This is a genomic window from Streptomyces sp. NPDC050856 (assembly GCF_040653855.1).
Classification (GTDB): domain Bacteria; phylum Actinomycetota; class Actinomycetes; order Streptomycetales; family Streptomycetaceae; genus Streptomyces.
Genome location: NZ_JBFAGV010000013.1, coordinates 26,299 through 53,226, shown reverse-complemented (window position 1 = coordinate 53,226; position 26,928 = coordinate 26,299). Strand labels below are relative to the sequence as shown.

General features: G+C 74.1%; 29 protein-coding genes. 14 read left to right on the top strand and 15 right to left on the bottom strand.

The annotated features are described in order from the left end of the window. Window positions 1-131 precede the first annotated feature (131 nt). Window positions 132-488, top strand: a complete 357-nt coding sequence (locus tag AB0H53_RS14620; protein ID WP_362111734.1) for a hypothetical protein — start codon at window positions 132-134, stop codon at window positions 486-488. Continuing rightward, window positions 485-754 (top strand): DUF4031 domain-containing protein, encoded by a 270-nt coding sequence (locus AB0H53_RS14615; RefSeq protein WP_362111731.1) that lies wholly within the window; start codon window positions 485-487, stop codon window positions 752-754. The genes AB0H53_RS14620 and AB0H53_RS14615 overlap by 4 nt, the downstream gene beginning before the upstream one ends. Here the strand turns inward: AB0H53_RS14615 and AB0H53_RS14610 are convergent. Further along, window positions 708-1,643, bottom strand: coding sequence for a LysR family transcriptional regulator (locus AB0H53_RS14610; protein ID WP_362111728.1), 936 nt, complete (start codon window positions 1,641-1,643; stop codon window positions 708-710). The two genes, AB0H53_RS14615 and AB0H53_RS14610, sit on opposite strands and share 47 nt — an antisense overlap. A gap of 56 nt (window positions 1,644-1,699) precedes the next feature. On the opposite strand from AB0H53_RS14610, the gene AB0H53_RS14605 reads away from it, so the two are divergent. Then, complete coding sequence (locus tag AB0H53_RS14605) at window positions 1,700-2,887, top strand: MFS transporter (RefSeq protein WP_362111725.1); 1,188 nt, start codon at window positions 1,700-1,702, stop codon at window positions 2,885-2,887. Between the two features lie 78 nt (window positions 2,888-2,965). Here AB0H53_RS14605 and AB0H53_RS14600 read toward each other — a convergent pair whose 3' ends face one another. The 3 genes from AB0H53_RS14600 to AB0H53_RS14590 all read right to left on the bottom strand — a co-directional run bounded on the left by AB0H53_RS14600 (window position 2,966) and on the right by AB0H53_RS14590 (window position 4,679). Further along, complete coding sequence (locus tag AB0H53_RS14600; protein WP_362111722.1) at window positions 2,966-3,574, bottom strand: hypothetical protein; 609 nt, start codon at window positions 3,572-3,574, stop codon at window positions 2,966-2,968. Continuing rightward, on the bottom strand, window positions 3,571-3,903 hold the full coding sequence (locus tag AB0H53_RS14595; RefSeq protein ID WP_362111719.1) for a hypothetical protein: 333 nt from the start codon (window positions 3,901-3,903) through the stop codon (window positions 3,571-3,573). Before AB0H53_RS14595 ends, AB0H53_RS14600 begins: the two co-directional genes overlap by 4 nt. A gap of 86 nt (window positions 3,904-3,989) precedes the next feature. Beyond that, entirely contained in the window at window positions 3,990-4,679 is a 690-nt protein-coding gene (locus tag AB0H53_RS14590; RefSeq protein WP_362111716.1) for a hypothetical protein, read from the bottom strand. A 274-nt stretch (window positions 4,680-4,953) separates the two neighbouring features. Between AB0H53_RS14590 and AB0H53_RS14585 the strand changes: the two genes are divergently transcribed. Next, a complete protein-coding gene (locus AB0H53_RS14585) occupies window positions 4,954-5,862 on the top strand; it encodes an ALF repeat-containing protein (RefSeq protein ID WP_362112057.1) in 909 nt (302 codons plus the stop codon). Between the two features lie 157 nt (window positions 5,863-6,019). Beyond that, the gene (locus AB0H53_RS14580; protein ID WP_362111713.1) at window positions 6,020-6,712 is read left to right on the top strand and encodes a copper homeostasis protein CutC; all 693 of its coding nucleotides are present in this window, start codon (window positions 6,020-6,022) and stop codon (window positions 6,710-6,712) included. A 156-nt stretch (window positions 6,713-6,868) separates the two neighbouring features. Here the strand turns inward: AB0H53_RS14580 and AB0H53_RS14575 are convergent, their stop codons facing one another. Beyond that, window positions 6,869-8,818: a UvrD-helicase domain-containing protein gene (locus tag AB0H53_RS14575; RefSeq protein ID WP_362112054.1), complete on the bottom strand. Its 1,950-nt coding sequence runs from the start codon at window positions 8,816-8,818 to the stop codon at window positions 6,869-6,871. 297 nt (window positions 8,819-9,115) lie between these two features. On the opposite strand from AB0H53_RS14575, the gene AB0H53_RS14570 reads away from it, so the two are divergent. Next, on the top strand, window positions 9,116-9,292 hold the full coding sequence (locus AB0H53_RS14570) for a hypothetical protein (RefSeq protein ID WP_362111710.1): 177 nt from the start codon (window positions 9,116-9,118) through the stop codon (window positions 9,290-9,292). Here AB0H53_RS14570 and AB0H53_RS14565 read toward each other — a convergent pair. Beyond that, the gene (locus AB0H53_RS14565; RefSeq protein WP_362111707.1) at window positions 9,279-10,979 is read right to left on the bottom strand and encodes a DNA repair helicase XPB; all 1,701 of its coding nucleotides are present in this window, start codon (window positions 10,977-10,979) and stop codon (window positions 9,279-9,281) included. The two genes, AB0H53_RS14570 and AB0H53_RS14565, sit on opposite strands and share 14 nt — an antisense overlap. A gap of 66 nt (window positions 10,980-11,045) precedes the next feature. Between AB0H53_RS14565 and AB0H53_RS14560 the strand changes: the two genes are divergently transcribed. Beyond that, a complete protein-coding gene (locus AB0H53_RS14560) occupies window positions 11,046-12,647 on the top strand; it encodes a recombinase family protein (protein WP_362112051.1) in 1,602 nt (533 codons plus the stop codon). Window positions 12,648-12,902: 255 nt separating this feature from the next. Next, a complete protein-coding gene (locus AB0H53_RS14555) occupies window positions 12,903-13,430 on the top strand; it encodes an SMI1/KNR4 family protein (protein WP_362111704.1) in 528 nt (175 codons plus the stop codon). A gap of 31 nt (window positions 13,431-13,461) precedes the next feature. Here the strand turns inward: AB0H53_RS14555 and AB0H53_RS14550 are convergent, their stop codons facing one another. Then, the gene (locus AB0H53_RS14550) at window positions 13,462-13,932 is read right to left on the bottom strand and encodes an NUDIX domain-containing protein (RefSeq protein ID WP_362111701.1); all 471 of its coding nucleotides are present in this window, start codon (window positions 13,930-13,932) and stop codon (window positions 13,462-13,464) included. 5 nt (window positions 13,933-13,937) lie between these two features. Next, window positions 13,938-14,678: a helix-turn-helix domain-containing protein gene (locus tag AB0H53_RS14545; protein WP_362111698.1), complete on the bottom strand. Its 741-nt coding sequence runs from the start codon at window positions 14,676-14,678 to the stop codon at window positions 13,938-13,940. 115 nt (window positions 14,679-14,793) lie between these two features. On the opposite strand from AB0H53_RS14545, the gene AB0H53_RS14540 reads away from it, so the two are divergent. Continuing rightward, entirely contained in the window at window positions 14,794-14,988 is a 195-nt protein-coding gene (locus AB0H53_RS14540) for a hypothetical protein (RefSeq protein WP_362111695.1), read from the top strand. A gap of 403 nt (window positions 14,989-15,391) precedes the next feature. Continuing rightward, a complete protein-coding gene (locus tag AB0H53_RS14535; protein WP_362111692.1) occupies window positions 15,392-15,997 on the top strand; it encodes a VanZ family protein in 606 nt (201 codons plus the stop codon). 73 nt (window positions 15,998-16,070) lie between these two features. On the opposite strand, the gene AB0H53_RS14530 is transcribed toward AB0H53_RS14535, so the two are convergent. Both AB0H53_RS14530 and AB0H53_RS14525 read right to left on the bottom strand, forming a co-directional pair. After that, window positions 16,071-16,223: a hypothetical protein gene (locus tag AB0H53_RS14530; protein ID WP_362111689.1), complete on the bottom strand. Its 153-nt coding sequence runs from the start codon at window positions 16,221-16,223 to the stop codon at window positions 16,071-16,073. 389 nt (window positions 16,224-16,612) lie between these two features. Further along, on the bottom strand, window positions 16,613-19,186 hold the full coding sequence (locus AB0H53_RS14525; protein ID WP_362111686.1) for a helicase C-terminal domain-containing protein: 2,574 nt from the start codon (window positions 19,184-19,186) through the stop codon (window positions 16,613-16,615). Between the two features lie 73 nt (window positions 19,187-19,259). Here AB0H53_RS14525 and AB0H53_RS14520 point away from each other — a divergent pair, with 73 nt between their 5' ends. After that, window positions 19,260-20,357, top strand: coding sequence for a hypothetical protein (locus AB0H53_RS14520; RefSeq protein WP_362111683.1), 1,098 nt, complete (start codon window positions 19,260-19,262; stop codon window positions 20,355-20,357). Between the two features lie 110 nt (window positions 20,358-20,467). Further along, window positions 20,468-21,103: a haloacid dehalogenase-like hydrolase gene (locus AB0H53_RS14515; protein WP_362111680.1), complete on the top strand. Its 636-nt coding sequence runs from the start codon at window positions 20,468-20,470 to the stop codon at window positions 21,101-21,103. Here the strand turns inward: AB0H53_RS14515 and AB0H53_RS14510 are convergent. Beyond that, window positions 21,073-21,330, bottom strand: a complete 258-nt coding sequence (locus tag AB0H53_RS14510) for a hypothetical protein (protein WP_362111677.1) — start codon at window positions 21,328-21,330, stop codon at window positions 21,073-21,075. The genes AB0H53_RS14515 and AB0H53_RS14510 overlap by 31 nt on opposite strands. Window positions 21,331-21,537: 207 nt before the next feature. Between AB0H53_RS14510 and AB0H53_RS14505 the strand changes: the two genes are divergently transcribed. After that, window positions 21,538-21,921 (top strand): cold-shock protein, encoded by a 384-nt coding sequence (locus tag AB0H53_RS14505; protein ID WP_362111675.1) that lies wholly within the window; start codon window positions 21,538-21,540, stop codon window positions 21,919-21,921. A gap of 3 nt (window positions 21,922-21,924) precedes the next feature. Here AB0H53_RS14505 and AB0H53_RS14500 read toward each other — a convergent pair whose 3' ends face one another. Genes AB0H53_RS14500 through AB0H53_RS14485 form a run of 4 tightly spaced genes read right to left on the bottom strand, consistent with a single transcriptional unit; the run spans window position 21,925 to window position 25,399 of the window. After that, entirely contained in the window at window positions 21,925-22,764 is an 840-nt protein-coding gene (locus AB0H53_RS14500; RefSeq protein WP_362111672.1) for a 1,4-dihydroxy-6-naphthoate synthase, read from the bottom strand. Then, window positions 22,761-23,537, bottom strand: coding sequence for a futalosine hydrolase (locus AB0H53_RS14495; RefSeq protein ID WP_362112048.1), 777 nt, complete (start codon window positions 23,535-23,537; stop codon window positions 22,761-22,763). The genes AB0H53_RS14500 and AB0H53_RS14495 overlap by 4 nt, the downstream gene beginning before the upstream one ends. A gap of 2 nt (window positions 23,538-23,539) precedes the next feature. Beyond that, window positions 23,540-24,019 (bottom strand): DUF2771 domain-containing protein, encoded by a 480-nt coding sequence (locus tag AB0H53_RS14490; protein ID WP_362111669.1) that lies wholly within the window; start codon window positions 24,017-24,019, stop codon window positions 23,540-23,542. Between the two features lie 27 nt (window positions 24,020-24,046). Beyond that, window positions 24,047-25,399, bottom strand: a complete 1,353-nt coding sequence (locus AB0H53_RS14485; RefSeq protein WP_362111666.1) for an MFS transporter — start codon at window positions 25,397-25,399, stop codon at window positions 24,047-24,049. A 284-nt stretch (window positions 25,400-25,683) separates the two neighbouring features. On the opposite strand from AB0H53_RS14485, the gene AB0H53_RS14480 reads away from it, so the two are divergent. Further along, window positions 25,684-26,604, top strand: coding sequence for a DUF3027 domain-containing protein (locus tag AB0H53_RS14480; RefSeq protein WP_362111663.1), 921 nt, complete (start codon window positions 25,684-25,686; stop codon window positions 26,602-26,604). The last annotated feature ends 324 nt before the right edge of the window (window positions 26,605-26,928 follow it).

Genomic DNA, 26,928 nt, shown 5'->3' with positions numbered 1-26,928 from the left:
TGCGCGCTCCGCCGGGTGAAACTTTCCTTCACATGGTCGGTCACATCTGAAACGTATTTTCAGTGCGGTGGGCCGTCAACCCCAGTTCCGTCACTGGTGGCACAGGCGTTCCCCGGGGTGACAATGGCTCCATGGACACGCTGGACCCCACCGAACAGGCTCTGCACGCCGCCCGCGCGCTCGTTCTCGCCGACCTCATGGCGCGGGAGGTCGCCCGGGCCGAGGTGGTCTCGCTGGTCGAGGACGCGGTGACGCACCGCCGCTGGTGGGTCCAGCAGTGGCCCGAGGGAGCCGAGTACGTCACCGGGCTCGTCGCCCAGGACGTGCAGGACGCGCTGCTCGAACGGCATGGACGCTGGCCGCTGTGCCCGGTCTGCGACGCGGGCGACCCGCACGCGCTGGAGGTGCAGCCGGAGTTGGGCCCGGACCCGCACTGGGTCTGCGGCAAGGCGGGCGTGGTGGTGGCCCGGGTGGGCGGCCTGACGTGACGGTCTACATCGACCCGCCCACCTGGCCGGGCCACGGCCGTATGTGGTCCCACCTGGTCAGCGACGTGTCCTACGAGGAACTGCACGCCTTCGCCGCCGCGATCGGCGCGCCCGCCCGGGCGTTCGACGGCGACCACTACGACATCCCCTCCGACCGGTACGCGGACGCGGTGGCCTCCGGCGCGGTGGAGATCGGCTCCAAGGAGCTGGTACGGCTGCTCAGCGCGGCCGGGCTGCGGCGCCGCAAGCACCGCCCGCGCGACTGACGGCCGCCGCGAACGCCCGGACGCGGGCCGTCTCCCTGCCCCGGTGCCACACCAGGCCCAGCGCCGAGTCGGGCAGCCCCTCCACCGGTACGAAGGCCAGCGGGCCGCGCCCGTGGTACTCGGCGGTGGGGCGGCACAGCAGCATCGCCCCCCGGCCGGCGGCGGCCAGGGTCAGCCCCTCCTGGAGGGTGGCCACCGCCGGGCCCGTGGGGATCGGCAGTCCGCCGGGGGTGCGGTCGGGGGCCGCGGCCCGCCGCCAGTACCCGGGGGCCGGCTCCCGCACCCCGATCAGGGCGCGGCCCGCCAGTTCCTCCGCCGTCACCGACGCGCGGGCCGCCAGCGGGTGGCCCGCCGCGACCGCCAGGGTCTGCGGCTGCCGCGAGAACACCGGCCCCAGCATCAGGTCCGGCTCCTGGACCGGCAGCAGGACGACGGCGGTGTCGACCTCGTCGCGGCGCACCGGCCCGAACGGGTCGGACAGCGGCACCTCCACGATCTCCGTCGCGCAGTGCGGGTGCCGCTCCTGGAACAGCGACACCGCCCGCACGAGGTGGTCGCCGGCCGTCCCCTGGAAACCGACGCGCAGACTCCCCCGCACGCCGCGTGCCGCCGCGCGGGTGGCGTCGACCGTCGCCCGCAGCGCCGCGTAGGCGGGGCCCAGCTCGGCGGCGAACGACTCGCCGAGCGGGGTGAGCCGGACCCTGCGGCTGGTGCGCTCCACCAGCCGCGCGCCGATCCGGCCCTCCAGGGCGCGCAGGAGCTGGCTGACCCGGGACTGCGACACGTACAGCCGCTCGCCGGCCCGGCCGAAGTGCAGTTCCTCCGCCAGCACGAGGAACGCCTCCAACTCCCGTATCTCCAGGCCCGCCGATCGATGAGTCACACTCATGGAAGGGTGAGGTAACGGCCGTTGTTCCCAGCCGCCGGCGCGGGTTGCCTGGAGGCATGGCACAGACCGAAGACATCACCCGTGGAGCGCGCGGCGGGCACGCGGCCGTCGCGGCCGTGGCGCTGGCCACGTTCACCGTCGTCACCTCCGAGATGCTGCCGGTGGGGCTCCTCACCCCGGTGAGCGGCGCGCTCGCAGTCACCGAGGGCACCGCCGGCCTGACCCTGACCGTCACCGGGGTGGTCGCCGCCCTGGCCGCGCCGCTGGCGGCGCCCGCGCTGCGGCGGCTGGACCGGCGCCGGGCGCTGGTGGGGCTGATGGCGGTGCTGGCGGCCGGGAACCTGCTGGCCGCCTGGGCCCCGCACTTCGCCGTCCTGATGGCCGGGCGCGTCCTGGTGGGGCTGGGCATGGGCGGGGTGTGGGCGGTGGCCGCCGGCCTCGCGGTACGGCTGGTGGCGCCGAAGGCGGTGCCCGGCGCGACGGCGGTCGTCTTCAGCGGTATCGCGGTGGCCTCGGTACTCGGGGTGCCCGCCGGGACCTGGCTGGGCGAACTGGCGGGCTGGCGGGCGGCGTTCACCGTCGCCGGGGTGCTGGCCCTGGTGGTGGCGGGCCTGCTCGCGCTGCTCCTGCCGCCACTGCCCGCCGAACGCGCCGTCGGGCTGGCGGCGGTCGCGCGGCTGCTGCGGGACCCCGCCCTGCGCACCGGACTGCTGGCCGTCGCCCTCCTGGTGACCGGGCACTTCGCCGCGTACACCTATGTGCGTCCCGTGCTGGAGCGGGTCTCGGGCGCCACTGCCGGAACGATCGGCACCCTGCTGCTGGTGTACGGCGTCGCGGGCGTGGCCGGGAACTTCGCGGCCGGCGCCGGGGCGGGACGGTCGCCGCGCGGCACGCTGCTGGTGCTGAGCGCGACGCTGGCGGTCGCCGTCCCGCTGCTGCCCCCGCTGGGCGCCTGGCTGCTGGTGCTCTGGGGCCTGGCGTACGGGGGTGTGTCGGTGGCCGCCCAGTCCTGGGTGACGGCCGCCGTGCCACAGGCCCGGGAAGCCGGTTCGGCGCTGTTCGCGGGGGTGTTCAACGCGGCCATCGCGGCCGGCGCCCTGCTGGGCGGACAGGTGGTGGACGGCTTCGGGCTGCGGTCGGTGATGTGGACCGGCGGCGCCCTGGCGGCGGTGGCACTGCTGGCGCTGGTGACGGGCACCGCGGGTGCCGGCCCGGGGCGGGCCCGGCGGGGCGGGGCCGGGTGAGGGTGACCGATGCGGGCCGGGCGACGGGGGCGGCCGGGGCGCGACAGGGCGCGCGCGAAGGGCGGGGCCCGGGTGCGCCTACCCGCCGTCCGCCGCCGTCCCCTCCCGCCGTACCGCCAGGGGATCGCGCCGGGCCACCACCAGGCCGGCCGCCAGCAGCGCCACCGCCAGGACCAGGGCCGGCACCGAGCCCGGTGCGTGGAAGGGCCAGGCCCATGGCTCCGGCCGCCCGGTCGGACGGACCCCGAACGAGGCGCAGGCGAACGGGAACAGCGCCACCACGACATTGGCGGCGCCCGGCCCGGCGACCCAGCGGGCCAGCAGCGCCAGCCCCAGGTAGCCGGCGAGGTTCCGGGCGATCGGGACGCCCACCGGGTGGCCTGCCCAGGCGGTCACCGCACCGGCGGCGCCGGCCAGCGGCACCAGTCCCGCCATGGCCCAGGCGTCCCACACCCGGACCGGCCGTACCGCGACCCGTTCCGCCTCGGCGTCCCCCCGCGCCTGGCCGTGCAGGAGCAGGCAGACGGGCACCACCGGCAGGAGCAGCGCGACGGGCACCGGGAAGACGGCGCCCTGGACGAGCGGGACGGGCACGGCGGCGGAACGGGCCAGGGCGCCCAGGGCCATGACGGCGGCCAGCGTCCCGTACACGGCCGGGAGCATCCGCACCCGTGACCAGAAGATCACCGGGGGGCTCCCGCGCGGTAGCGCTCCGGCCGCAGCTCGGGCCGCCGGTCGCAGCGGGACAGCGCGGTCACGTTGTCGCCGAACCACCGCCGCTGCGCGGCAGGCGGGAGCTCCCGTACCTCGCGGGCCAGCCGCACCTCCTCCTCGGGACGGGCCGCCGCCACGTCGTCCGGCCGGGCCCCCGCGGCGAACAGCGCCCAGGCCATCACCGGGCCCGACGCCGCGCTCCCCGGCCACGGGCCGTACCGCGCGCAGGACGGGACGTCCGGCGGCAGGGCACTGAGCGCCAGCGCCGCCACGACCTCGGGGCGCTCGGGCGCGCTGGACAACACCCGCACCCGGCGGGCCGGCCTCACCCCGGCCGCTTCGAGGCTTATTCCATCCGGGCTGGCGACAACTCGCCAACGCCGCCGCGTCAGCCGCCCGCGGTGAGCAGTTCCAGCTCCGTGGCGAGGTTCTGCCGGGCCCGCTCCTCCCACTCCCGCGCCCCGTGCGGAGTGCGGAACAGCCGTGGCAGACCCAGGAGTTGCCGCAGGACCGCCGAGCGGCCCGCCCGGAAGTCGTCGTCGGGCACGAAGCCGTACTCCTCACGCACGGCCGCCGCGTACGCCGCGTACGCCTCCGGCCCGGCGGCCAGGACCGCGAGGTCCGCGTCGCACAGGGCGGCGCCGTTGCGGTCGTCGTCGGCCGGGTCGTGGGTGAGGGTGAGGCGGACCAGTCGGGCGACCTCCGCCGTACCGGCCCGGCCGACTCCCAGCTCGGGCAGCGCGCGCTCGGCGAGGCGGGCGCTGCGCTCCTCGTTGGTGGAGCGGTCGGGGAGGTAGACCGCGTCGTGGAACCAGGCGGCGAGCCGGACCAGGGCGGGGTCGTCGGCGTACCGCTCCAGCTCGTCCACCCGGTCGAGCACGGCGACCAGGTGGTCGGTGGTGTGGTAGCGCCGCTGCGGCTCGGCCCAGCGGGCGAGCAGGTCGTCGGCGTAGCGGGCCGGGTCCGGTGCGCCCTCCGGGACCGGGGGGCCTCCGTCCGTGGCGCGGGCGGCGGTCACGGCCGCCTCCCACCGGCGGCGGAGCTCGTCGTGGGCGGGGTGAGCGGGGAGTGCGGGCATGCCGTGCATTGTCCCCGACGCACCCGGCGGCGCCACGGCCCGCGGGGTGCCCGCGGGTCCGTGGCCGGGCGCGGCTGCCCAGGGCCCCGGTCCCGGGCGCCGGTACCGGGGCGGGTGGGACATGACGGCCCGTGGCCCGACGCCCCGGGCCCGCCGCCCACCCCGTCCGAACGGCGGGGCGCCTCAACTCATTTGACCTGATGCGGGGATTCGCACAAGATCGACATGCTTTCGAAGATGACGTGAAGATCGTTCTTATGGTTGGTAGGTGTGCATGAAGCTGGCCCGTATCCCGGCCATTGTCGCGGCGGTGGCGATCACCCCCGCTCTCCTGTTCTCCGTCCCGGCGATCGCCGCCGACGGTGAGGCGCCGGCCACCCCGGTGTCTGCCACCCCGGCACCGTCCGCCTCGGCGACGGACGCCTCCCCGGCCGAGCAGGACCGGGTCGCGATCCTCAAGCTGCTGGCCAACCCGTACACCGGACCGGGTGTCCGCGAGGCGGCGCGGAAGGCGCTGGACGGCACGCCCGAGGACATGCGCCGGTTCCTGGAGACCGGCCAGTACGAGCACCGGTTCGACGACGACTCGGTGCGGGTCTCGCGGATCATCTCCACCGGTGGCCGCGGGGTGAAGGAGGCGGGCAAGAAGGCCCTGCTGGGTACGCCGGAGGACCTCGTCCGCTTCCTGGAGTCCGGCCAGTACGAGGCGCGGCTCCAGGACGACAGGGTGCGCGTCGCCCAGATCATGCATCGGGGCGGCCCCGGCGTGAAGGAGGCGGCCGGCAAGGCGCTCGACGGCACGGCGGAGGACGTACGGCACTTCCTGGAGACCGGCCAGCACGCGGCGCGCCTCGCGGACGACCGGGTGCGGGTCTCACGGGTCGTGAGCGTGAGCGGCCCGTCGGTGAGGGAAGCGGCGAAGAGGGCCCTGCAGGCAGGGACCGAGCAGGCCGTCCAGGAGTTCCTGGAGACCGGCCAGCACGCGGCGCGCCTCACGGACGACCGGCTGCGCGCCACGCGGATCGCCGGAGCGGGCGGTCCCGCGGTCAAGGCGGCGGCGACGAAGGCGCTGAAGGGCACGCCCGAGGAGCTGCGCCACTTCCTGGACATCGGCCAGTACGAGGCCCGTGCCAAGGACGAGGCGGCGAAGAAGCCGGCCCCCGCGAAGCCCGTCAAGCGCTGAGCGGGAGCCCGGAGCAGCCCGGCGGCGCTGAGGCGTCGCAGGCCCGCACCCGGGGGGTGCGGGCCTTTTGGCGTCCCCGTCCGGCTGCCCGCGTGCCCCGCGCGCACTACGCTGTCCATTGGACTAGACCTATAACCTTCCCGAGGAACGGAGTCCCATGAGCGACCGCGCACTCCTGGAGGTGATCGCCCTTGACGCGGAGGACGCGATCGCGGCCCAGGCCGGAGGAGCGGACCGGCTGGAGCTGGTCACCGACATCGCCGCGGACGGGCTCACCCCGTCCCGGGAGACCTACGCGCGCGTCCGCGCCGCCGTCGACATCCCGCTGCGCGTGATGCTCCGGCTGGCCGACGGCTTCGCGGCGGGTGACATCGACGCGCTCGTCCGGGCGGCGGCGGACCTGCGCGACGAGGGAGCCGACGAGTTCGTCCTGGGCTTCCTGGACGCGGCCGGCCACGCCGACCTGGTCGCCGTCGAACGGCTGGTCGCCGAGGTGGAGGGCTGCCGCTGGACGTTCCACCGGGCCATCGACCGGGCGACCGACCGGGACGCCCTGCGCAAACAGCTCGCGGACCTGCCGGGCCTGGACACCTACCTCACGGCGGGCTCACCGGCCGGTGTCGACGAGGGCCTGCCGACACTGCTCGCCGAGGCGGCGCGGCGGGGCGAGCCCGGGTACGAGCCGCGCGTCCTGGTCGGCGGCGGCCTCCGGCTCGACCACCTGCCCCGGCTCCTGGCGGGTGGCCTGGACGCCTTCCACATCGGCGGCGCGGCGCGCCCGGCCGGATGGTCCGCACCCGTCGCCCCGACGGCGGTACGACAGTGGCGCACGGCCCTGGACGAGCGCTAGCCGCCCCGCCGCCTCCCGCCCCCGCGGCCGGGGGCTCCGCCCGGGCCTCCGGCGCCGGGGCGGGCGCCCGCGTGCCGGCCGGCCGCGCCCCGGCGCCCGGGGCCGGCGCGCCGCACCGGGCGCCGGCCGCGCGGTGCCGCCCCGGCGGGGTGTCCCTCAGCCGAGCTGGGGCGGGAGCGGGGCGCCGTGGAGGACGGTCAGGCCGGACACGGCCCTGGTGAGGCTGACGTACAGACGGCGCAGGCCGGTGCGTTCGTCGGGCTCGGCGTCGACGACGGCCGCGGGTTCGTCCAGGACGACGTAGTCGTACTCCAGGCCCTTCGCCAGCGAGGCGGGGACCAGGGTGAGGCGGCAGGCCGCGGTGGTCTCCTCGCCGGGGGACAGCCAGCGCAGGCCCGCCGCGCGGAGGGCGTCGGCCAGGACCGGTACGCGGGGGTCCGCCGCGATCAGCCCGACGGACCCCTCGTGCTCCAGCGCCGCCGCGCACGCCGCGACCACCGCCGCGGCCAGGTCGCCGTCCACGTGGCGCACCTCCAGCGAGCCCGGCGCCTCCCGGACCGACCGGACCTCCGCCAGCCCGGGGGACATGTGCGGCAGCAGCCGGGACGCGTACGCGATCACCTCGCGCGGCACGCGGAAGCCGGCCGTCAGCTCCTCCACCACCGCTTCGGGCTTGCCCAGGTGGGCCAGCGCGTCGGCCCAACTGGAGGTGGCCCACGGCGTCGTGCCCTGCGCGAGGTCGCCCAGGACCGTCGCCGAGCCCGTCGAGCAACGCCGGCCCACCGCCCGGTACTGCATGGGGGACAGGTCCTGCGCCTCGTCCAGGACGACATGGCCCAGCGACGGCGTACGCTCCACCAGGTCCGCCGCCTCGTCGATCAGGACCGCGTCGGCCGGCGACCACTTGGCCGTCCCCGCCGAGCGCGGGGGCCGGGTCCACACGATGGCCTTGCGCTCCTGCTCGGTGAGCAGCCCGGCCGCGTGCTCCGCCAGGAAGTCGGGGTCCGACAGCAGCCGGTGGACCAGTTTCGCCGGGTCCACCGGTGGCCATACCGCCTTGACGACCGCCTTCACCGCCGGATCGCGCGCCACCGCGTTCTGCACCCGGTCGTCCGGCGCCTCACCCGCCTGCTCCATCCGCACCAGCACGGTGTGCGCGATCCGCTGCGGCAGCGCCTCGCGGGCCGCCCCGTACCGGATGTCGCGGTCCAACAGCTCCCGGACGATGTCCGCCAGCTCGTGGGCGGGCACCCGCCAGCGGCGCGAGCCGCGCACCACCATCAGCGGCTCCACCGGCATCGTCACGTGCGAGCGCACCGCCCGCCGCAGCACCTCGGCCATCCGGGCGTCACCCTTGACCACGGCCGCCACCGGGTCGTCCACGCCGCGCACCTCGACATGCCCGACCAGGTCGTCCACCGTCGCCTGCCTGACCTCCAGCTCGCCGAGCGCCGGCAGCACCTGCTCGATGTAGTGCAGGAAGGAGCGGTTCGGCCCGATGACCAGCGTGCCGGTACGGGCCAGCCGCTCCCGGTGCGCGTACAGCAGGTACGCCACCCGGTGCAGGCCCACGGCCGTCTTGCCGGTGCCCGGTCCGCCCTGGACGCAGACCGTGCCGGTCAGGCCGCTGCGGACGATCTCGTCCTGCTCGGGCTGGATCGTCGCGACGATGTCCCGCATCGGGCCGACGCGCGGACGCTCGATCTCCGCCCGGAGGAGCCCGGACGCGCGCTCCTCCTCCGCCGGGTCGCTCAGGTGCTCGTCCTCGTACGCGGTGAGCTCCCCGCCGGTGTACCCGAAGCGCCGCCGCAGCGCCACGTCCTGCGGGTCCCGCTTCGACGCCCGGTAGAACGGCTGGGACACCGGCGCGCGCCAGTCGACGACCATGGGATCGCCGTCCGCGTCGTGGACGTGCCGGCGCCCGATGTGGAAGCGCTGCCCCTCCTGGGTGGTGCTCAGGTAGTCGAGGCGGCCGAAGAACAGCGGGGTGTGGGACAGGTCGGCCAGCGCCTTGACGCGCTCCTCGAGCTGCGCCCGCAGGACGGCGGCGTTGACCCAGTTCGCGGTCACGTCCCGGATGTCGAGCGCCTGCGCGTCCTCGCGCATGGCGCGCAACGCGGCCCGCGAAGCGGCGAGGTGGGCGCGTTCACGCGCGAGTGGGTCAGGCACGGCGGAGCCTCCGGGGGTGTGACGCGGCTGATGGCGGGCCGTCCGGTTGCCGACCGGAGGGCGGCACTCCACGAGGGAGGCGGGCAAGCCGGCGATTCTAGCCAGGCGCCACGGGAGGGTCGACCGGATTACGACCCGTAGGGGACGGCGTATGCCTGGAGTCGTACGCGGGCCGGATCCGGGTTCGCCCTGTGGACCGATGTGCCGTCCCGGTGCGCGAACCATGCTGGGGGCATGACCTCATCGACCTTCGCCCACGGCAGCGAGCGACCCACCGCCGCCCACGCCCACGCCCGCTCCGCGCACCCCGTCGGCAGCGCCCTGCGCGCGGTCAAGGTCTTCGCCGGCGCGGTGTTCGGCGTGGTGGTCCTCGGCGAGTACACCGAGGAGGCCGGCATCAGGCGCCGGTGAGGCCCGCGCCCGGGTCCGCGCCGGAGTCCGGCGCCGAGCCCGGGTCCGGGTCCCGCGCCAGCAGCTCGTCCGCGTCCACGATCCGGTACGCGTAACCCTGCTCCGCCAGGAACCGCTGGCGGTGGGCCGCGAAGTCCTGGTCGATCGTGTCCCGGGCGACCACCGAGTAGAAGTGCGCCTGGTGGCCGTCGGCCTTCGGCCGCAGCACCCGCCCCAGCCGCTGCGCCTCCTCCTGGCGGGAGCCGAAGGTGCCCGACACCTGGATGGCCACCGTCGCCTCCGGGAGGTCGATCGAGAAGTTGGCGACCTTCGACACGACCAGCACGCTGATCTCACCCTGCCGGAACGCCTCGAACAGCTTCTCCCGCTGCGCGTTCGACGTCTCACCCTTGATCACCGGTGCGTCCAGGTGCTCCCCCAGCTCGTCGAGCTGGTCGATGTACTGGCCGATCACCAGGATCTGCTGCCCGGCGAACCGCCGTACCAGCGCCTCCGTGACATTCCGCTTGGTCGCGGTGGTGGCGCAGAAGCGGTACTTCTCCTCCGTCTCGGCGGTCGCGTAGGCGAGCCGCTCCGCGTCGGTGAGGTTGACGCGGACCTCGACGCAGTCGGCCGGCGCGATGTAGCCCTGCGCCTCGATCTCCTTCCACGGCGCGTCGAACCGCTTCGGCCCGATGAGCGAGAAGACGTCCGACTCCCGCCCGTCCTCACGGACCAGGGTCGCGGTCAGCCCGAGCCGCCGGCGGGCCTGGAGATCGGCGGTGAACTTGAACACGGGCGCGGGCAGCAGGTGCACCTCGTCGTAGACGATCAGGCCCCAGTCCCGGGAGTCGAACAGCTCCAGATGGGGGTAGATCCCCTTCCGCTTGGTCGTCAGCACCTGGTAGGTGGCGATGGTGACCGGGCGGATCTCCTTCCTGGTGCCGCTGTACTCGCCGATCTCGTCCTCGGTCAGCGAGGTGCGCTTGACCAGCTCGTGCTTCCACTGGCGGGCGGAGACGGTGTTGGTCACCAGGATCAGCGTGGTGGCCTTGGCCTGCGCCATCGCACCCGCGCCGACCAGCGTCTTTCCGGCACCGCAGGGCAGCACGACGACACCGGAGCCGCCGTGCCAGAAGTTCTCGACGGCCTGCCGCTGGTACGGGCGCAGCGCCCAGCCGTCCTCGGCCAGGTCGATCCGGTGAGCCTCGCCGTCCACGTACCCGGCCAGGTCCTCGGCCGGCCAGCCCAGCTTGAGCAGCGTCTGCTTGATCTGCCCGCGCTCGGAGGGGTGCACGACGACGGTGTCCGGGTCCACCCGCGCGCCGACCAGCGGCTGCACCTTCTTGGACCGGAGGATCTCCTCCAGGACGGGCCGGTCGGTGGTGGTCAGCACCAGCCCGTGGGTGGGGTGCTTGCTGAGGGTGAGCCGCCCGTAGCGGGCCATGGTCTCGGCGACATCGACCAGCAGCGCGTGCGGCACCGGGTAGCGGGAGAACTCCACCAGGGCGTCCACGACCTGCTCGGCGTCGTGACCGGCGGCGCGGGCGTTCCACAGGCCGAGGGGGGTGACGCGGTAGGTGTGGATGTGCTCGGGCGCGCGCTCCAGCTCCGCGAACGGGGCGATGGCGCGACGGCACGCGTCGGCCCGCTCGTGGTCGACTTCGAGCAGGAGTGTCTTGTCGCTCTGGACGATCAGGCAGGACACACATACCTCCGCAGATAGGATCCTCGTGTGACAGACACCACATCTGCGCCTGCCGCGGCCAGGGCCATGCCCCGTGCCCGTCGCCCGAAGGGCGTCCCGGCGAACGCGTCGGGAATGCGCGCGGCCATCTATGTCCGCCTTTCGCGGGAAACAGAAAACTCTACCTCGCCCGAGCGTCAGCGCGCGGCCTGTGAGGCACTGTGCGCGGCCCGTGGTTGGCAGGTCATAGCCGTGGAAGAGGACATCGACGTCTCGGGCTACTCGCGCGGCCTTGATCGTCCGGGACTTCAGCGGATCTTGGCCCGGCTCGCCGAGTTCGACGTGATCGTGTTCTTCAAGATCGACCGCTTGGCCCGCTCCACGGTGGACTTCGCGGAGATCATGAAGGTCACCCAGGCGGAGAGCGTGGCTCTCGCGTCCGCCAGTGAGCCGCTGGACCTCACCTCTTCCATGGGGCGTGCCATGGCGAAGGTGATCGCGGTCTTCGCCGAGCTGGAGTCCGACACCATCGGTATGCGCGTCTCAAGCGCCCATGAACACCTGCGACGGGAGGGCCGCTATACGGGCGGCAGAGTGCCGTACGGGTACCGGGTGGCCCCCGACCCCGACGGTGCGGGGAAGGTCCTGGAGATCAACCCCGAGGAAGCGAAGACGATCCACGAGATCGTGGAACGGGTCCTCAACAAGGACTCGCTACTCAAGATCGCATCGGACCTCACGAAGTCGGACAAGCCCTCGCCCGGCCACTCGTCACGGCAGACCACGGGCAAGCGCAGCGACTCCAAGCGGTGGTACCCCTCCACCTTGCGCAGCCTTCTCGGCAACCCTCAGTTGCTGGGGCAGGTGATCGAGGACGGCAAGCCGATCCTGATGACGGACGGGCTGCCACTGGTCAACCGCACGCCGATCCTGGACATGGACACCTGGCAGGCGTTGCAGGACGAGCTGAGCCGGCGAGCCAATCCGGGCGACCGGCGACGCGAGGGAACGGCGCTGCTGCGGGGGATCGTCTATTGCGCGGTCTGCCACAACCGCATGTACACGTACGTCGCCAAGGGCCGCATCCGCTATCGGTGCATCGGCCGGTTGAAGGCCCGGCAGGCAGGCACGGAACTCACCTGTTACGGCGTGAGCATCGCGGGTGAGGGCATGGAGCAGCACGTCACGGCGCTGTTCCTGGAGAAGTTCGGCGCCTTCCCCGTGGTGCGCATGGTGGAGCACGTGGGCGAGGACTTCCGTCCGCAGATCCGGCAGGCCAGGGAAGCGCTGGAGGACCTGAGGAAGGACCGGTACGACCGTGGCCTGTTCAAGGGCGAGGAAGGTGCCGCGAGGTACGCGGCCCAGTACGCCAAGCTGGAGGAGCGCTTGGCTTCGCTGAGCGAAAAGCAGCGCACCGCGAAGCCTGCGGGCGTGGAAGCGGTCCCGACCGGCCGGACTCACGCACAGCTCTGGAAGGACGCGGACACGGCGGGCAAGCGTGATCTGCTGCTGAACGCGGGGGCGTACGTCGAGGTCGGCATGTCCCGCAAGGGCGGCCCGAGACTGGACACTTCCCGCCTCGCGGTCTACTTCGGAGAGGACGGCGAGATCCGCCGCGCGGACGCCGACGGCAAGGACGTCGAAGCGGTCGTACAGCGCGCTGCGGCTCAGACGCTTGAGCTGTTCTGAGCCCGCCGAGCGATGACGGAATGACGGTTCTCCCTACTTTTTGATGGCACGTAGAAAAGTAAGAGAAAAACAGATCAGGGGCTCCATCCGTCATCCCGTCTTCTCAACCGCGTCCGATCGTGTGAGAGAGGGGGGCGGTGGCCCCCTTCCGTCCTTGGCCAGCTCGTGTGGGAGGGAAAACTGTCGCATGGTCGATCGGGGTGTTCCTGCGGGGTGTCGGTCGTCGGTGTCCGACCGCACCGTTAGCGTGTCCGGATGACGCTCCCTGATGATCTACAGTTCCCCGCCGGGCTAGCCGCTGCGATGGCCACTCGTTTCGACTATGCCGGTGGTGATGGGGTCGACTTCGAGCCCTTCACAGCCTTCCTGTCCGCCGAGGAGACCACTGACTGGTTCCGGGCATGGACCGGAAACGGCGAACTGTGCGGGGATGACTTCCGCGTGTTCGGCCAGGACGGCTCGGGAGGGTATGCAGCCTTCTGGCTAGTGCGGCCGGGGCTACCCCTGGCCGATCAACCTGTCGTCTTCCTCGGGTCCGAAGGGGAGACCGGCGTCGTCGCACGCGACCTGGGGGCCTTCCTTTGGCTGCTGGCCGACGGCTTCGGCCCATGGGAGGCGGTTACCCAGTACGAGCCGGATTGGACTCCACGCCCCAACGATGAGTTGCTGGCCGTTGCAGAGCGGTTCGCGTCCGACCAGCATCAACCGGCGGCCACCGTGATCGAGCAAGCCGCAGCGGAGTTCCCTGACTTCGACGACACCATCATGGACCTCTGCCGCTGAGGTGACAGGTCGAAACGGGCGGTTCGTGGCCCTACCCCAAGTACGGGGCGGCGCGGTGTTCCAGGAAGTGCCGGATGCGCAGCCGTTGCGTGTGGTGCATGGGAAGTGAGTCGAGTTCTTCGGGCGCCACGAAGCGGAGCTCCGTGCTCTCCTCGGAGATGGCCAGGGTGCCGCCGACGACCCGGCCGGTGAAGCAGATGTTGAACTGCCGGCGTACCTCTCCGTCGCTGTACGCGATGACATGGCGGGGGTCGGTGTACGTGCCGACGAGTCCCGTGATCTCAACGTCCAGGCCGGTCTCCTCCTTGACCTCTCGCACGGCCGCGCCAGGCAGGGAATCGTCCATGTCCATGGCTCCGCCCGGCAGCGCCCACAAGTCGTTGTCCCGGCGCCGCTGGAGAAGTACGCGGCCGTCCCCATCTGTGACGACGGCGGAGGCTGCCACGACCAGGCTGTTCGGCCGGGGGGCGTTCGGATCGTCGTAGTACTCGGTTCGGGCCACGGTGCTCAGCCTTCCACGGGGTGGGCGGTTTCCCACACGGCGTCGAAGCTCCCCGCGTAGGTGTCGAACATGCCCCCGTCGCCGTGGCGCCGGAGGTGCCACACGGGCGCGCCGTAGGCGTTGACGCCCCACACATGTGTGTTGACCAGCATCTGGTCGTCGGCGAGGTACAGGCTGTTGTAGAGGGTCGTTCCGTGGGTGCGCAGCTCGATGCCCGGTACGTCCGCGAGGGGCCGGTAATGCAGGAGTGCGAGACGACAGCGGGATTCGATGCCGTGGCCGAACCTCTCTTCCCGCCCGCGCTGCTGGACGTTGGGGTCATCGGCGTCGCCCACGGCGATGCGGACCGCGCAACCGTCGTCGGCCCGTTCACGCAGGAGGTCGCTGAGGCGGGGGTATGCCTCGTGCAGGAAGACGGCCGCGTACACCAGCACGTCGATCCGCTGGCGCGCCTGGGAGAGAAGGTCCACGAAGACCGACACAGGAAGGTCTGCTCGCTGCCCATAGAGAGCGACCAGTTCGGAGCTGACAGCTCGTGCGGCACGCGCCTGTCGGAGTGTCGGCCACAGGGCGTGCACGTCCTCGCCCAGCGCTTCCGCTGCCGCCAGCGCCGTTGCTCGGCGCGGTGTGCGCCCTAGATTGACCCACCGCTCCACGGACTTGGGGTCGACCCCCGTGACCCCGGCCAAGGCTGCGTGTGTCCAGCCACCTGCCTCCATGACGGCTCGAAGTCGCTCGTTCGACATGATGTGCCCCCTCGGCTTTCGGACGTCCGAGGGACGTTCTACACGCGGTGGGACGTCCCGAAGTGGGAAACGTACGAGGTTCCTCCGTCCTGACGGCCGGCGCGACCATCGCGCCATGAGTGAGCCCACGCGATACAGCACCCCGCCGATCGAGCTGCCGTTGCACCTGGATCCGGACCCGGATCCTGTCGACGGGTGCGCGGGATGCACCGAACTGGCCAACGTGCGCTCCCGCGCCCGTGCCGGGGGCGACATGACGACCGTGTCCGACTGCAACGTCTTCATGCGGCGACACCCCGAAGGGCACTGATGGTCACCGCGGCGGACATCGGGCGACGCGTGGAAGACGGCGCGGGACGCGCCGGCATCCTGCGAGACGTGATTCCGGACTATGAGGATCCCGCCTGCCTGCCGAGCGAGCGCCGGAAGCGCCCTATGGCCTTCCTCTGGCCTGAGGGCGGGGGCCGTGAGTGGCTGGTCCCGCCGGAGAGTGTGAAGCGCACGTAGCGCCCCGTGCGGTGGCCAGGCGGGTCTTCCCGTCGCCCACCCTGGCGTGCTAGGTATGCGTATCCAGCTTGATCGTCCGGACGATCAGTGGTCCGTTCACGCCTCACCCTTTCCTGACGGCCTTCGGTATCCGGCCAAACAACCAGTGTCCCTGATCGGCGGGGTGAGCGGGGAGTGCGCGCGGGGCGGGCGGGTATCCGGGCGCCATGACTACGGGAGCTGGGCCCCGTGCGGAGTGGGGCAGGACGGTCCTTCGGATAAGCCTGATCGTGGTGGCGTTCCTGGCGCTGGTGGCCTTCTCGGCCGTGCTGGCCCGCCTGACGCTGACCCCGTCACAGGCCTCGGCGGGTGTGGCGACCACCAACTTGCGGCCGGGTGCCTCGCTGCGCCAGTACGCCCAGGACTACACGTTCCTGGCGGCGTGTAAGCAGATCGGCGGCAATCTGCTGCTCGGTGTGCCCTTCGGTGTCCTGCTGCCGGTCCTGGTGCCGCGCTCGCTGCGACTGCTGCGAGTGGTGGCGCTGACGGTGCTGGTGATGACGCTGGTGGAGCTCATCCAGGGCGCGATCGTGACGGGGCGGGCCTTCGACGTGGACGACGTGATTCTGAACACGTCGGGTGCGCTGCTGGGGTACGTATTGCTGGGGAGGCGCCTGGGTCGCCTGGTGCACAGGCGGCGGGCGGTGGCGGAGCCGGCCGAGCGGTCCGGGGAGCCGCCGGCCGACGGGCCGGCCGCGCCGCCGCCGCACACCCGGCCGACCGTCCAGTCGGCCCCTCCCCGGGAGCCCCACCCGGTCAAGCCGGCCGAGTAACGGCGGTACGGGCGGTGACCGGCCGGTGAAGTGAGGGCGACCGGCGCGGAGCCCTCGGAACGCCGTCAGCGGGTCAGAGCATGATGCTCTGGATCAGCGGGCCCTCCACCTGGACGTCGGTCAGCGGTCCGGTGATCGGCGGGAGCGGATTGGCGGCGGCCGGGGTGGCCAGGGCGGTGAACAGCAGGACGGCGCCGGCGAGGACAAGGGCGAGACGACGGGACATGGCGGTCCTTTCGCGAAGGTGACCACGGGTCGGCGGGTCGGCGGTCGGCCGGTACCGGGCCCGCACCGTCCGGAAGGCGGCGCGGACCCGGTCGCCCGGAGGCGGGCGGTCAGAGTGTGAGCCCGCCCCCGAGATCGATGCCGATGGCGGCGGCGGGTGCCGTGAGGGCGGAGAGGATCGCGGCGGCGACGAACAGGACGGTGGTGACACGACGCATGGAACTGCCTCTTTCTGTTGGTGCGGCGAGCGCCCCGTGGGGTGACCCCCGGGGCGTCCGGGGACACCCCCCTGCTGCCCAGGCCGCGCCGCCGGGATGCGAAATGTCCCTCGGGGGTGGCCGATCGGTCACCCCGGGGAGGTAAATCCCCGCACTGCGGGCATGGTTGGCGTCAGACCGGGTCGTCGGCCAGCTCCGCGACACCCGTGATGCGGTGCAGCGGGTACGTACGGACCTCGTCGGCCGTGTGGTCGTACGCCGTGACGAAGCCGCCCTCCACCCGTACCGGAGCGATGACGCGCTGACTGGCCGCGCCCTCCGCGTTGACGTAGCCGATCCACACGGCCGAGCCGGTCATCGCCGCGGCCTGGACGGTGGCGAGGGTCTCGGCGGCCGAGGTGCGCGGCAGTTCGCCGGCGGCGGTGGTCCGGCCGCTGTCCGGCTCCTCCTTGCGCACCACCGTGGACGCCCGGTCCCCGGCGCGGATCGCCCGTACCGCCGCGCCCAGCAGTGTGCCGTCGGGTGCCGGAGGCCCGTCCGGGACGGGAGCGGGAGCCGCACGGGGCGGGGTGCGGTGCGCGTGGGCGCGGGTGACCAGGACGTCGCCCTCCGCCGACTCGGCGGCCGGGGCGAAGCCCATGGACCTCAGTCCCTCCAGCAGCGCCGCCGGGTCCGCCTGGGCGGCCAGCACGGTGGGGGCGAGGCGGCGCAGCCGCAGGGAAGCGGACCGCTTGTCGGCCAGGATCTCGCCCAGCACGGCGTCGTCGTCACACCGTACGTAGGCGGAGGCGGCGCCCACCCTGAGGTGGCCGTGCCGGCGGGCGACGTCGTCGATGAGGTAGGAGAGCGGCTGCGGAACGGGCGTGCGGGAGTGGGCGGCCAGGAAGGAGTGCAGGTCGGTGGCGGCCTGCCCGGAGTCGAGGGCGCGGCGCACGGAGCCGGGTGTGAAGCGGTACACGGTGGCGCCGCCCTTGGACTCCACGTCCGCGAGGACGGCGAGCATGTCGGCGAGCGGCCGCTCCAGGGGGCCGGGGGCGACCGCGGTCAGGTCGGCCTGGAGCAGTACGTGGTCGACGGGCTCGGGCAGCAGCGGCGCCAGCAACCGGGCGGCGCGCTCGGCGACGGCCGTACCGGTGCCGCCGGCACCGTGCCCGCCGGCGCCTCCGGCGTCCGGGGCGCGGCCGGTGTCCCCGGTGCCCGCGGCGCTCCCTCCGGCGTCCTCGCCCAGCAGGGCGCGGCCCGCCGACGACAGGGCGCCCCGTCCCGTGACGCCCAGTGCCTCCGCCTCCGTCAGTGTCCAGGTCGCCAGGCGGGCGCGCAGGTCGGCGCCCGAGGTGGCGGCGCCGCGCAGCGGGCGCTCCCAGCGCAGCCGGGCCAGCAGGGTGTCCGGGTCGGGCGCCGCGCCCGGCTCCAGCGTGGCCAGCAGGCTCAGCACCCGGCGGCGCACCTCCGGCGCGGGGCCGCGGTCCAGGTCCGGGCCGAGCGCCGACAAGGTGCGGCCCTTCGCGTCCTGGCCGCCGACCAGGCCGGGGGCGCGGGTCGCGGCCAGCCAGGCGGTGACCAGCCCGGCCCACCGCTCGGCGGCCGGCAGGTCGAGCCACTCGTCGGACTCGGGCGTGGGCGCGTACCGCTCGGCGGCCTCGCCGTCCGAGGCGATCAGCCCCGCCCCGTACGCCAGTTCAAGCCAGAACGCCGTCGCCTGCTCGGGCAGGTCGAGCGCCGTCGCCGTCCGCTTCAGGTCGCGTACCGACAGACCACCGGCCCGCAGGACCGCCGGGCCGCCCTCGTTCCACTCCCTGAGCAGTTCCTCGACGGTCGCCAGCGCCGTGTACGCCTGACCCGCGGCCGTGTTGTCCACAACCTGTGGACGGTGTTCGCGCGCCGCCGTCACGACCGGCGCCACCGGCTCCGGCGCCCGGTGCGCGCGCCCGCCGCGCAGGTGCAGCGCCGCCTCGCGCGGCAGCACGACCGTGCGCGCCGACACCGGCAGCAGCAGCCCGCGGTCCCGCAGCCACCGCACCGGTGGCGCCGGGTCCGCCGTCACCTCGCCGTACGGCGGCCCCCACACCAGCCGGTCCAGCACGCCCAGCGCGTCGGCCGGCGCCGTGTCCAGCAGCGCGCCCATCCGGGTCCGGTCGGTGAACAGCGCCGTCAGCGCGGCGACCGCCGAGACCGGATCGTGTGTCGTGGGCAGCCCCGCCGCGCCGAGGATCTCCTGCAACCGCCCCGGGGACATCCCCGCCGTGGCCTCCGCGACCGTCGGACCCAGCCCGGTGGGCGAGGGGTGCTGCGGCGACGGCGCCAGCAGCTCACGCGCCGTGCGCACCAGCCGCAGCCGGTCGTCGTCCCCCCACACCAGTGCCTGGTCGCGCAGCGTGCCCACCGCGCCCGGCAGCGCCGCCGCGACGTCCGGGTCGCCCTCGTCACCGGCCATCAGCGCCAGCAGCACCGGGTACGGGGCCGGGTCCGGCGCCACGGCCAGCGCCTCGGCGGCCTGGAGGGTGAACCGGTCGAGCCGCTCCAGCGCCCGTACCACGGAGGCCCGGGTCCCGGCCCGGGTGGCGAGCTGGCCGAGGTCGGCGGGCACCGGCACCAGCAGGTCGGGCCGGGCCCGCAGCAGTGCGGTCAGCCCCTCGTCGCCACGTGCCCGCAGCGCCTCCGCGAGGGTGCGCGGAGCCGCCGTACCGCCACGGCCCTCGGACACGTGCGCCTCCTGATCCACCTGATCGAGCTCACCGGTCCCCATCCGCACCACGTTAGCCCCTGCGCAGGCGCTAACGTCGGGACAGGGCGGCAGCCCATGGCCGTGGAGGGGAACAGTGGGGATCGAGAGCGACCAGCTGGTCTTCGACTACCTGAGCCGGGTCGGCGACCTGGCTCAGCAGCAACAGCTGTCCTCCCAGGCGCGGATGCGGCTGGTGGCGACGCTGCGCGAGGAGATCGCCCGCCGCCGCGCGCGGGACGGCGCGGACGACCCGACGGCCGTACGGCGCATCCTCGGCGCCATCGGCACGCCGGACGACGTGGTGTCGTCGGCGGCGTCCGGCGGCCCGGGCGGAACGGGCGGCCCGGGCGGTACCGGTGCTTCGCGCGGCCCGGGCGGTACGGGCGGTACAGCGGCGGGCGGGCCGGCGCCCGGGTCCCCGCCGGTGCGGTCCGCCGTGCCCGAGCAGCGCACGCCCCGCGCCCGGCGACTGGTCCCCCGCCCCCGCAGGACCGAACCGGAGCCACCCGCGCCGGCCCCCCGCGAGTGGGGGCCGCACCTGGCGGGGATGGACGAGGTCGGCGCGGCGGACACCGGGCCGGACTGGTGGCGGGTCGAGGAAGGCACCTACGGTCCGGGCGACATCGTGCCCGGGTTCCGTGGCGGTGTGGAGATCCCGGACATGCTCAAGCCCCCGCCCAAGGAGGCGGACGGGGAGAAGGCCGAGGGCGAGGTGGCGGACCCGGCCGCCGCGCCGGACGCCTCGCCACCGCGCGGCCCGCGCCTGGTCCGGCACGCCTGGCGGCTCCGGCGCGCCAAGGGCCCGGCCCCGGCTGTCGTCGAGCCCGTGGTGGCCGAGCCGGCCCCGGCCCGCCGGGTCGCCAGCCCGCTGCTGCTGATCGCCGCCGTGCTGCTGGTGGCCGGCGCCGTCCTCGGCTCATGGCTGGCCCTGGCCGGCGGCTGGCTGCTCGCGTACGCCTCGCGCCGGCTCAGCCGCGCCGAGGCGAAGTGGGCCGTGCTCGGCCTGCCGGGTCTGGTCGTGGCGGGCGCCGCCGGTTGGCTGTGGGGCAGGGTGGACGGCCGCTGGGGCGACCCCGTCGCACCGGGCGGCGACGCGCTGGGGGCGGCGGTCGCGGAGCTGTGGCCCTGGGTGGTGCGCGGCGCGGCGGTCGCCTCCGCGCTGTACCTCGTCCGGCGCTCCCGCCGCCGCTGACCCCCGCCCCCGCGCCTCAGGGCGCGCGCCCTGAGGTGCCTCCGCGCCCGCACCGGGGCGGCCTGGGGCCGGTCCTCGCACCCGCGCCGGGTCGGCGGACAATGGCCGGTATGGCCTCCACCCCGATCCCCACCGTCGGTTTCGACCTCGACATGACCCTCATCGACTCGCGACCCGGTATCCACGCCGCCTACCGGGCGCTGTCCGCCGAGACCGGCGTGCCGATCGACGCCGACCTGGCCGTCACCCGGCTCGGGCCGCCGCTGGAGCAGGAGCTGGCGCACTGGTTCCCGGCCGAGCGGATTCCGGGGATGGCCGACCGGTATCGCGAGATCTACCCGGAGTACGCCATCGAACGGACGCTCGCCATGCCCGGTGCGAGGGATGCGATTCAAGCCGTTCACGCCTCGGGCGGCCGGGTCGTCGTCGTCACCGCCAAGCACCAGCCGAACGCCGAACTCCACCTCGCCCATTTGGGCATGGAACCGGACGAGGTCATCGGGTGGCTGTGGGCCGAGGCCAAGGGGGAGGCGCTGCGCGAGCAGGGGGCGAGCGTGTACGTCGGTGACCACACCGGCGACGTCAGGGGCGCCCGGACCGCCGGTGCGCTGGCCCTGTCCGTACCCACCGGGCCGTGCGACGCGGACGAGCTGCGTGCCGCCGGGGCGGATGTCGTCCTGCCCGACCTGACGGCCTTTCCTGCCTGGTGGGAGGGTTACCTGGCGTCGGTGGCCGACCGCGCCTGACGGCGCTGCGCCGCGATCGACCGCAGCACGCCCGCCGCGGCGATCAGGAAACCGGCACCCATCAGCATGCAGACGGCGTAGGCGACGGGCGGGAACGGGTCGGTGCCCAGGAAGAGCGGTGCCACGGTGACCAGAGTGGCCACCGCGCCGACGATGAAGACGATCCCGCCGGCCCGCACGAGACCGTCACCGGGGGCGGCGCCGCTGGAAGGGGTTTCACTAAGCATTCAGCCAGGGTAGTTCCCAGGCCGCGGGAACGGACCGGCGACGTCTTGTCACCGGCCCCTGGACCATTAGCCTTGGTGCGCTGGGGGTCCCGCCCTGCTCGAAGGCAAGCCAAGGCCTTGGGAGGAGGGTCCGGGCGACCCGCTGCAGTGCCATCCGGAGCCGAATTCTTTTGGCGTCACCCATCGAGTACGAGGACGAGGACAGACGTGCCTACCGGCAAGGTCAAGTGGTTCAACAGTGAGAAGGGCTTCGGCTTTCTCTCCCGCGACGACGGCGGCGACGTCTTCGTGCACTCGTCGGTGCTCCCTGCCGGGGTCGACAGCCTGAAGCCCGGCCAGCGGGTGGAGTTCGGTGTCGTCGCCGGCCAGCGCGGCGATCAGGCGCTGTCGGTGACCGTCCTCGACCCGACGCCCTCGGTGGCGGCGGCGCAGCGGCGCAAGCCCGACGAACTGGCCTCGATCGTCCAGGACCTGACCACCCTGCTGGAGAACATCACTCCGATGCTGGAGCGGGGCCGCTACCCCGACAAGGTGCACGGCAAGAAGATCGCCGGCCTGCTGCGGGCGGTCGCCGACCAGCTGGACGTCTGACCCCTAGACGAACGCGAGCGCGTCCGGGCCGAGGGGCGGGACCAGTCCCTCGGCCGCCGCGCGGGTCAGCAGGCCGCGTACGGCGGCGTAGCCGTTCTCGCCGAGGTCGGCCGTGAACTCGTTGACGTAGAGACCGATGTGCTGGTCGGCCACGGCCGGGTCCATCTCCTGGGCGTGCGCCCGTACGTACGGGCGGGAGGCCTCCGGGTCGTCCCAGGCCATCCGGACCGAGGTCCTGGCCGACTCGGCGAGCAGCCTCAGCGTGTCCGCGCCCAGCGAGCGCTTGGCGATGATCGCGCCGAGCGGGATCGGCAGCCCCGTGGTGCTCTCCCAGTGCTCGCCCATGTCGGCGAGGCAGTGCAGCCCGTACCGCTGGTAGGTGAAACGGGCCTCGTGGATGACGAGCCCCGCGTCGACCCGGCCGTCCCGTACCGCCGGCATGATCTCGTGGAACGGCATCACCACGACCTCGCCGAAGCCGCCCGGGACCAGGTCCGCCGCCCACAGCCGGAACAGCAGGTACGCGGTCGAGCGCTCGCTCGGCACCGCGACCGTCTTCCCGGTGAGGCCGGCGCCCGCCTCGCGGGTGAGCACCAGCGGGCCGCAGCCACGGCCCAGCGCGCCGCCGCAGGGCAGCAGCGCGTACTCGTCCAGGACCCAGGGCAGCACGGCGTACGACACCTTCAGGACGTCCAGCTCGCCGCGCTCGGCCATCCCGTTGGTGACGTCGATGTCCGCGAACGTCACGTCGAGACCGGGCGCGCCCGGCACCCGGCCGTGCGCCCACGCGTCGAAGACGAAGGTGTCGTTGGGGCAGGGCGAGTACGCGATCCGCAGGGTCACAGGTCCTCCACGAAGACGGTGCCGCTCAGCAGCTCGAAGGAGTACCGCAGCGAGTCCATCGCCCGGCCGATCCGCCAGGCGGCCCGGTCGCGCGGGCCGACGGCGTTGGAGACGGCGCGGATCTCGACCACGGGCACGCCGTGGGCGGTGGCCGCCTCGGCGACGCCGAAGCCCTCCATCGCCTCGGCCCCGGCCCGGGGGTGGCGGGCGGTCAGCTCGGCGGTGCGGGCGGCGGTGCCGGTGGCCGTGGACACCGTGAGCACGGGCGCGACCAGGTGTCGCTGCTTGCCCTCGCGCAGCACTCCGGCGATCCGGCCGGGCAGGCCGGCGGGCGGCAGGTGGACCGAGCGGCCGAAGCCGAGCTCCTCGACGGACAGGTGGCCGTCGGGCGTGTCGGCGCCCAGGTCGGCGGCGACGATCGCGTCGGAGACCACGACGGCGCCCAGTGGCGCGTGGGACGCGAAACCGCCGCCGATACCGGCGGAGACGACGAGGTCGTACGGGTGGGGGGTGGCGGCGAGCGCGCTGGTGGTGCCCACCGCGGCGGCGGCCGGTCCGACGCCCGCGGCGACGACGTCGACCAGCCCGCCGGCGGTGCCGGGCGAGCCGCCGGGCACGGGCGGCGCGCCGTACAGCGGGCCGCGGGCGCGGCGGGTGAGGGTGCGACCCCCCGGCAGGGGGCGCCCGGCGGTCTGTGCCGGGCCGTAGCCGACCAGGCCGGCGGCGACGGAGTCCGCCTCCGCCGCCACGGCCGTCACCACCAGGACACGCAGGGTCAGGACGCCTTCTTCAGCGTGAAGTGCCAGATGCCGGTCAGCTTCTTGCCGCTGGTCTCCACGATGCTGATCTGCGCCGTGCTGGAGGTCTCGCCCGTCTGGGCGGAGAAGAAGGCGCTGGCCGGAACGGTCCGGTAGGTCTTCTTGTACGGCTCCTGCTCGGCCTGCTGGCCGCCGATGAACAGCGTCCAGCCGTGCTCGGCGATCTCCGGGTCGACCCCGAAGCGGATCTTGTCGTCCATCGAGACCGTGATGGTCTTTCCGGTCTTCTTGTTGAGGCAGCCCTGGATCAGGGATTCCTTGATCGCACCGCCCTCGTTGTAGCAGGACGCCTCGGAGTTGACCGAGTCCGACCCGACCGTCACGGTGGCGAGCGGCGTCGGCTTGTCGCAGGCGGAGAGTACGAGGAGTCCGGCGGAGACGGCACCCAGAGCGACGCCGGCCCGGCGGGCCCTACCGGAAAAGAACGCAACGGTCATGGGGCGAAGGCTATCGGTCGCCCCCGGTCACGCCACGCGGGGGTGCGGCGTGCCGCGCCGGGCCGCCGCCAGGAGGCCCCGCACCGTGACCGCCACACCGAGCCCGAGGATCGCCGCGGCGACCGTCATGCCGACCGGTCCGTTCAGCGGCAGGGCGATCCCGATGGCGCCGCCGACCACCCACGCCATCTGGAGCAGCGTCTCGGACCGGGCGAACGCCGATGTGCGGACCACCTCGGGCACGTCCCGCTGGATCAGCGCGTCCAGCGACAGCTTCGACAGGGCCTGGGACAGCCCGGCCACCGCGCCCAGGACCGCCGCGGCCACCCCGCCGAAGAACACCGCCGCGCAGACCGCCGCCGTCAGGGCCAGCGTCAGCATGGTGGCGATGATCACCTCGGGGGCCCTGGACCTGAGCCAGGCCCCCACCGCGGTACCGCACGCGTTGCCCACGCCCGCCGCGACCCCCACGATGCCCAGCGACACCGCCGCGCTCTGCCCCGCGAGCGGATGCTCGCGCAGCAGGAAGGCCAGGAAGAAGATCAGGAACCCCGAGAGCACCCGGTGCGCCGCGTTGGCCTGGAGCCCGTGCAGGACCGACGGCCCGACCGTGCGCAGGCTCGGCTTGCTCTCGCCGTGGGTCAGCATGTGGGCCTTGCGCTCGCCCTTCGCCGAGTCGACCTTGTGCGGCATCGACAGCGCCAGGAGCGTTCCGCCGATGAACAGCGCGCACGCCCCGTACAGCGGCCACGCCGGGCCGACCTGCTGGAGCCCCGCGCCGACCGGGGCGGCCACCCCGGTCGCCAGCAGGCCGGACAGGGTGACCCGCGAATTGGCCTTCACCAGGGAGAACCCGGGTGGCAGCAACCGCGGCACGACCGCCGACCTGACCACTCCGTACGCCTTGGAGGCCACCAGCACGCCCAGTGCCGCCGGGTACAGCTCCAGACCGCCGGTGGCGACCGCCCCCGACATGGTCAGCGCGAGCAGCGCCCGGGTGAGCATCGCCCCCGACATCGCGGCGCGGCGGCCGTGCGGGACACGGTCGAGCAGCGGCCCGATGACCGGGGCGAGGAGGGTGAAGGGCGCCATGGTGATGGCGAGGTACAGCGCGACCCGGCCGCGTGCCTCGTCCGTCGGTACCGAGAAGAACACCGTGGACGCCAGGGCGACGGTGATCATCACGTCACCGGCGCCGTTCACGGCGTGCAGTTCGATCAGTTTTCCCAGGCCCGACTCGCCCGCGCCGTGCGCGTGCGTCGCCCGGCGGATGCCGCGCGCGGTCCCGGTGAACGGCAGGTGGAGGGCACGGCCGAGCCGCCGGGCCGCCCTGCGGAGCGGCCGGGCATCGTCATCCTGGGACGACCTCTCGCCTGCCACCCCGTCATAGTGCCCCAGGGGTCCTCCGTGAACCGGGATGACGTCTACTTGGGGCGGGCAGGTGGGCGGCGGGCTGCGGAGGGGGTAGCGTGCGTAGCGCGCCACCGGCGGAAGTTCTCGGCCGCGCGCCTCTTCGTCATCCCGCAGAATGGATGACGATAGGTGTGCCCGAGACACGAAGGGCGCGGACGTCGATGCGGCCCCCTGGTCCGCTCCGCCCGCCGCCCCTCACCTCGCGAATCGGCCGGCGCACCTGTGAGACGGCGTAGAGAGAAGCGAGACCTGTGAGTGCTGCGACGACGCGAAGCCGTACCCCGCGTACCCCCGCCCCCGACCGCCTGTGCGCCGAGGCGGTAGACCTCGCCCGGGAGGCCGCGGAGGAGGTCGCCGCGCCGGGAGTGGTCGGTGAGCACGCGGGCGTGGTCTCCGAGGGCGACCGGGTGGTCACCCACCTCTTCGAGTGCGAGGAGCCCGGCTACCGGGGCTGGCGCTGGGCGGTCACCGTCACCCGCGCCTCCCGCGCCAAGGCCGTCACGCTCGACGAGACCGTCCTGCTGCCCGGCCCCGACGCGCTCCTGGCGCCCGAGTGGGTGCCGTGGAGCGAGCGGCTGCGCCCCGGCGACCTCGGTCCGGGCGACCTGCTGCCCACCGAGGCCGACGACCTGCGGCTGGAGCCCGGCTTCACCGGCGAGGACACCCCGCCGCCGAACTCGCCCGTCTCGGAGGAGATGGCCGAGCTGGTGGAGGCCGAGGACGCCGAGTTCATCACCCGTACCCCCTCGCGCGGCTCCATCGCCGCCGTCGCCGAGGAGCTCGGCCTGCGCCGGGCCCGGGTCCTGTCGCGGTACGGACTGCACGTCGCGGCGGACCGGTGGGAGGAGAAGTTCGGCGCCAAGACGCCGATGGCCCAGGCCGCGCCCGCGCCGTGCGTCTCCTGCGGCTTCCTGATGCCGCTGGCCGGCTCCCTGAAGCAGGCCTTCGGCGTGTGCGCCAACGAGTTCTCCCCGGCCGACGGGCACGTCGTGTCGCTCACCTACGGATGCGGCGGCCACTCCGAGGCGGCGGTCATGCCGACGCCCCCGCGCCCGGCGCCGCCGGTACTTGACTCGATGGGCGCGGACGAGTTCACCCTGCGCCCGGCCCGTGACGGCGGCTCGGTGCCGCCCGCGACGGACGCGGCCGCGGAGGACCTGGGCCACAGCTGACCCCTGGCCGGCGCGGCCCCGCCGGTGGTGCTCCCCGGACGGGCCGGACGGCCCGCCGCTTCCGGGCGGGCGGGCGCCGGACCCGGTGCCGCCCGGCCCCCGCGCCGGCCCCTGGGCGTCCGCGCGGGGGCCGGCGCGGCCGCCGGGCGGGGCGTCCCGGGGCCGGGGTGGCCCTTGCCGTGCGCGCCCGCCCCGTGGAGCGGGCGCGGCGTACCGCTGGGCGCGGTGCCCGCCGGGCCGGACGCGGGCCCGGGGCGTCGGGGCCCGGGACCGTCCCCGCGAGCCGGCCGGCCCGGCCTGCCCGCGTGCCCGCCGCCGGTGCGC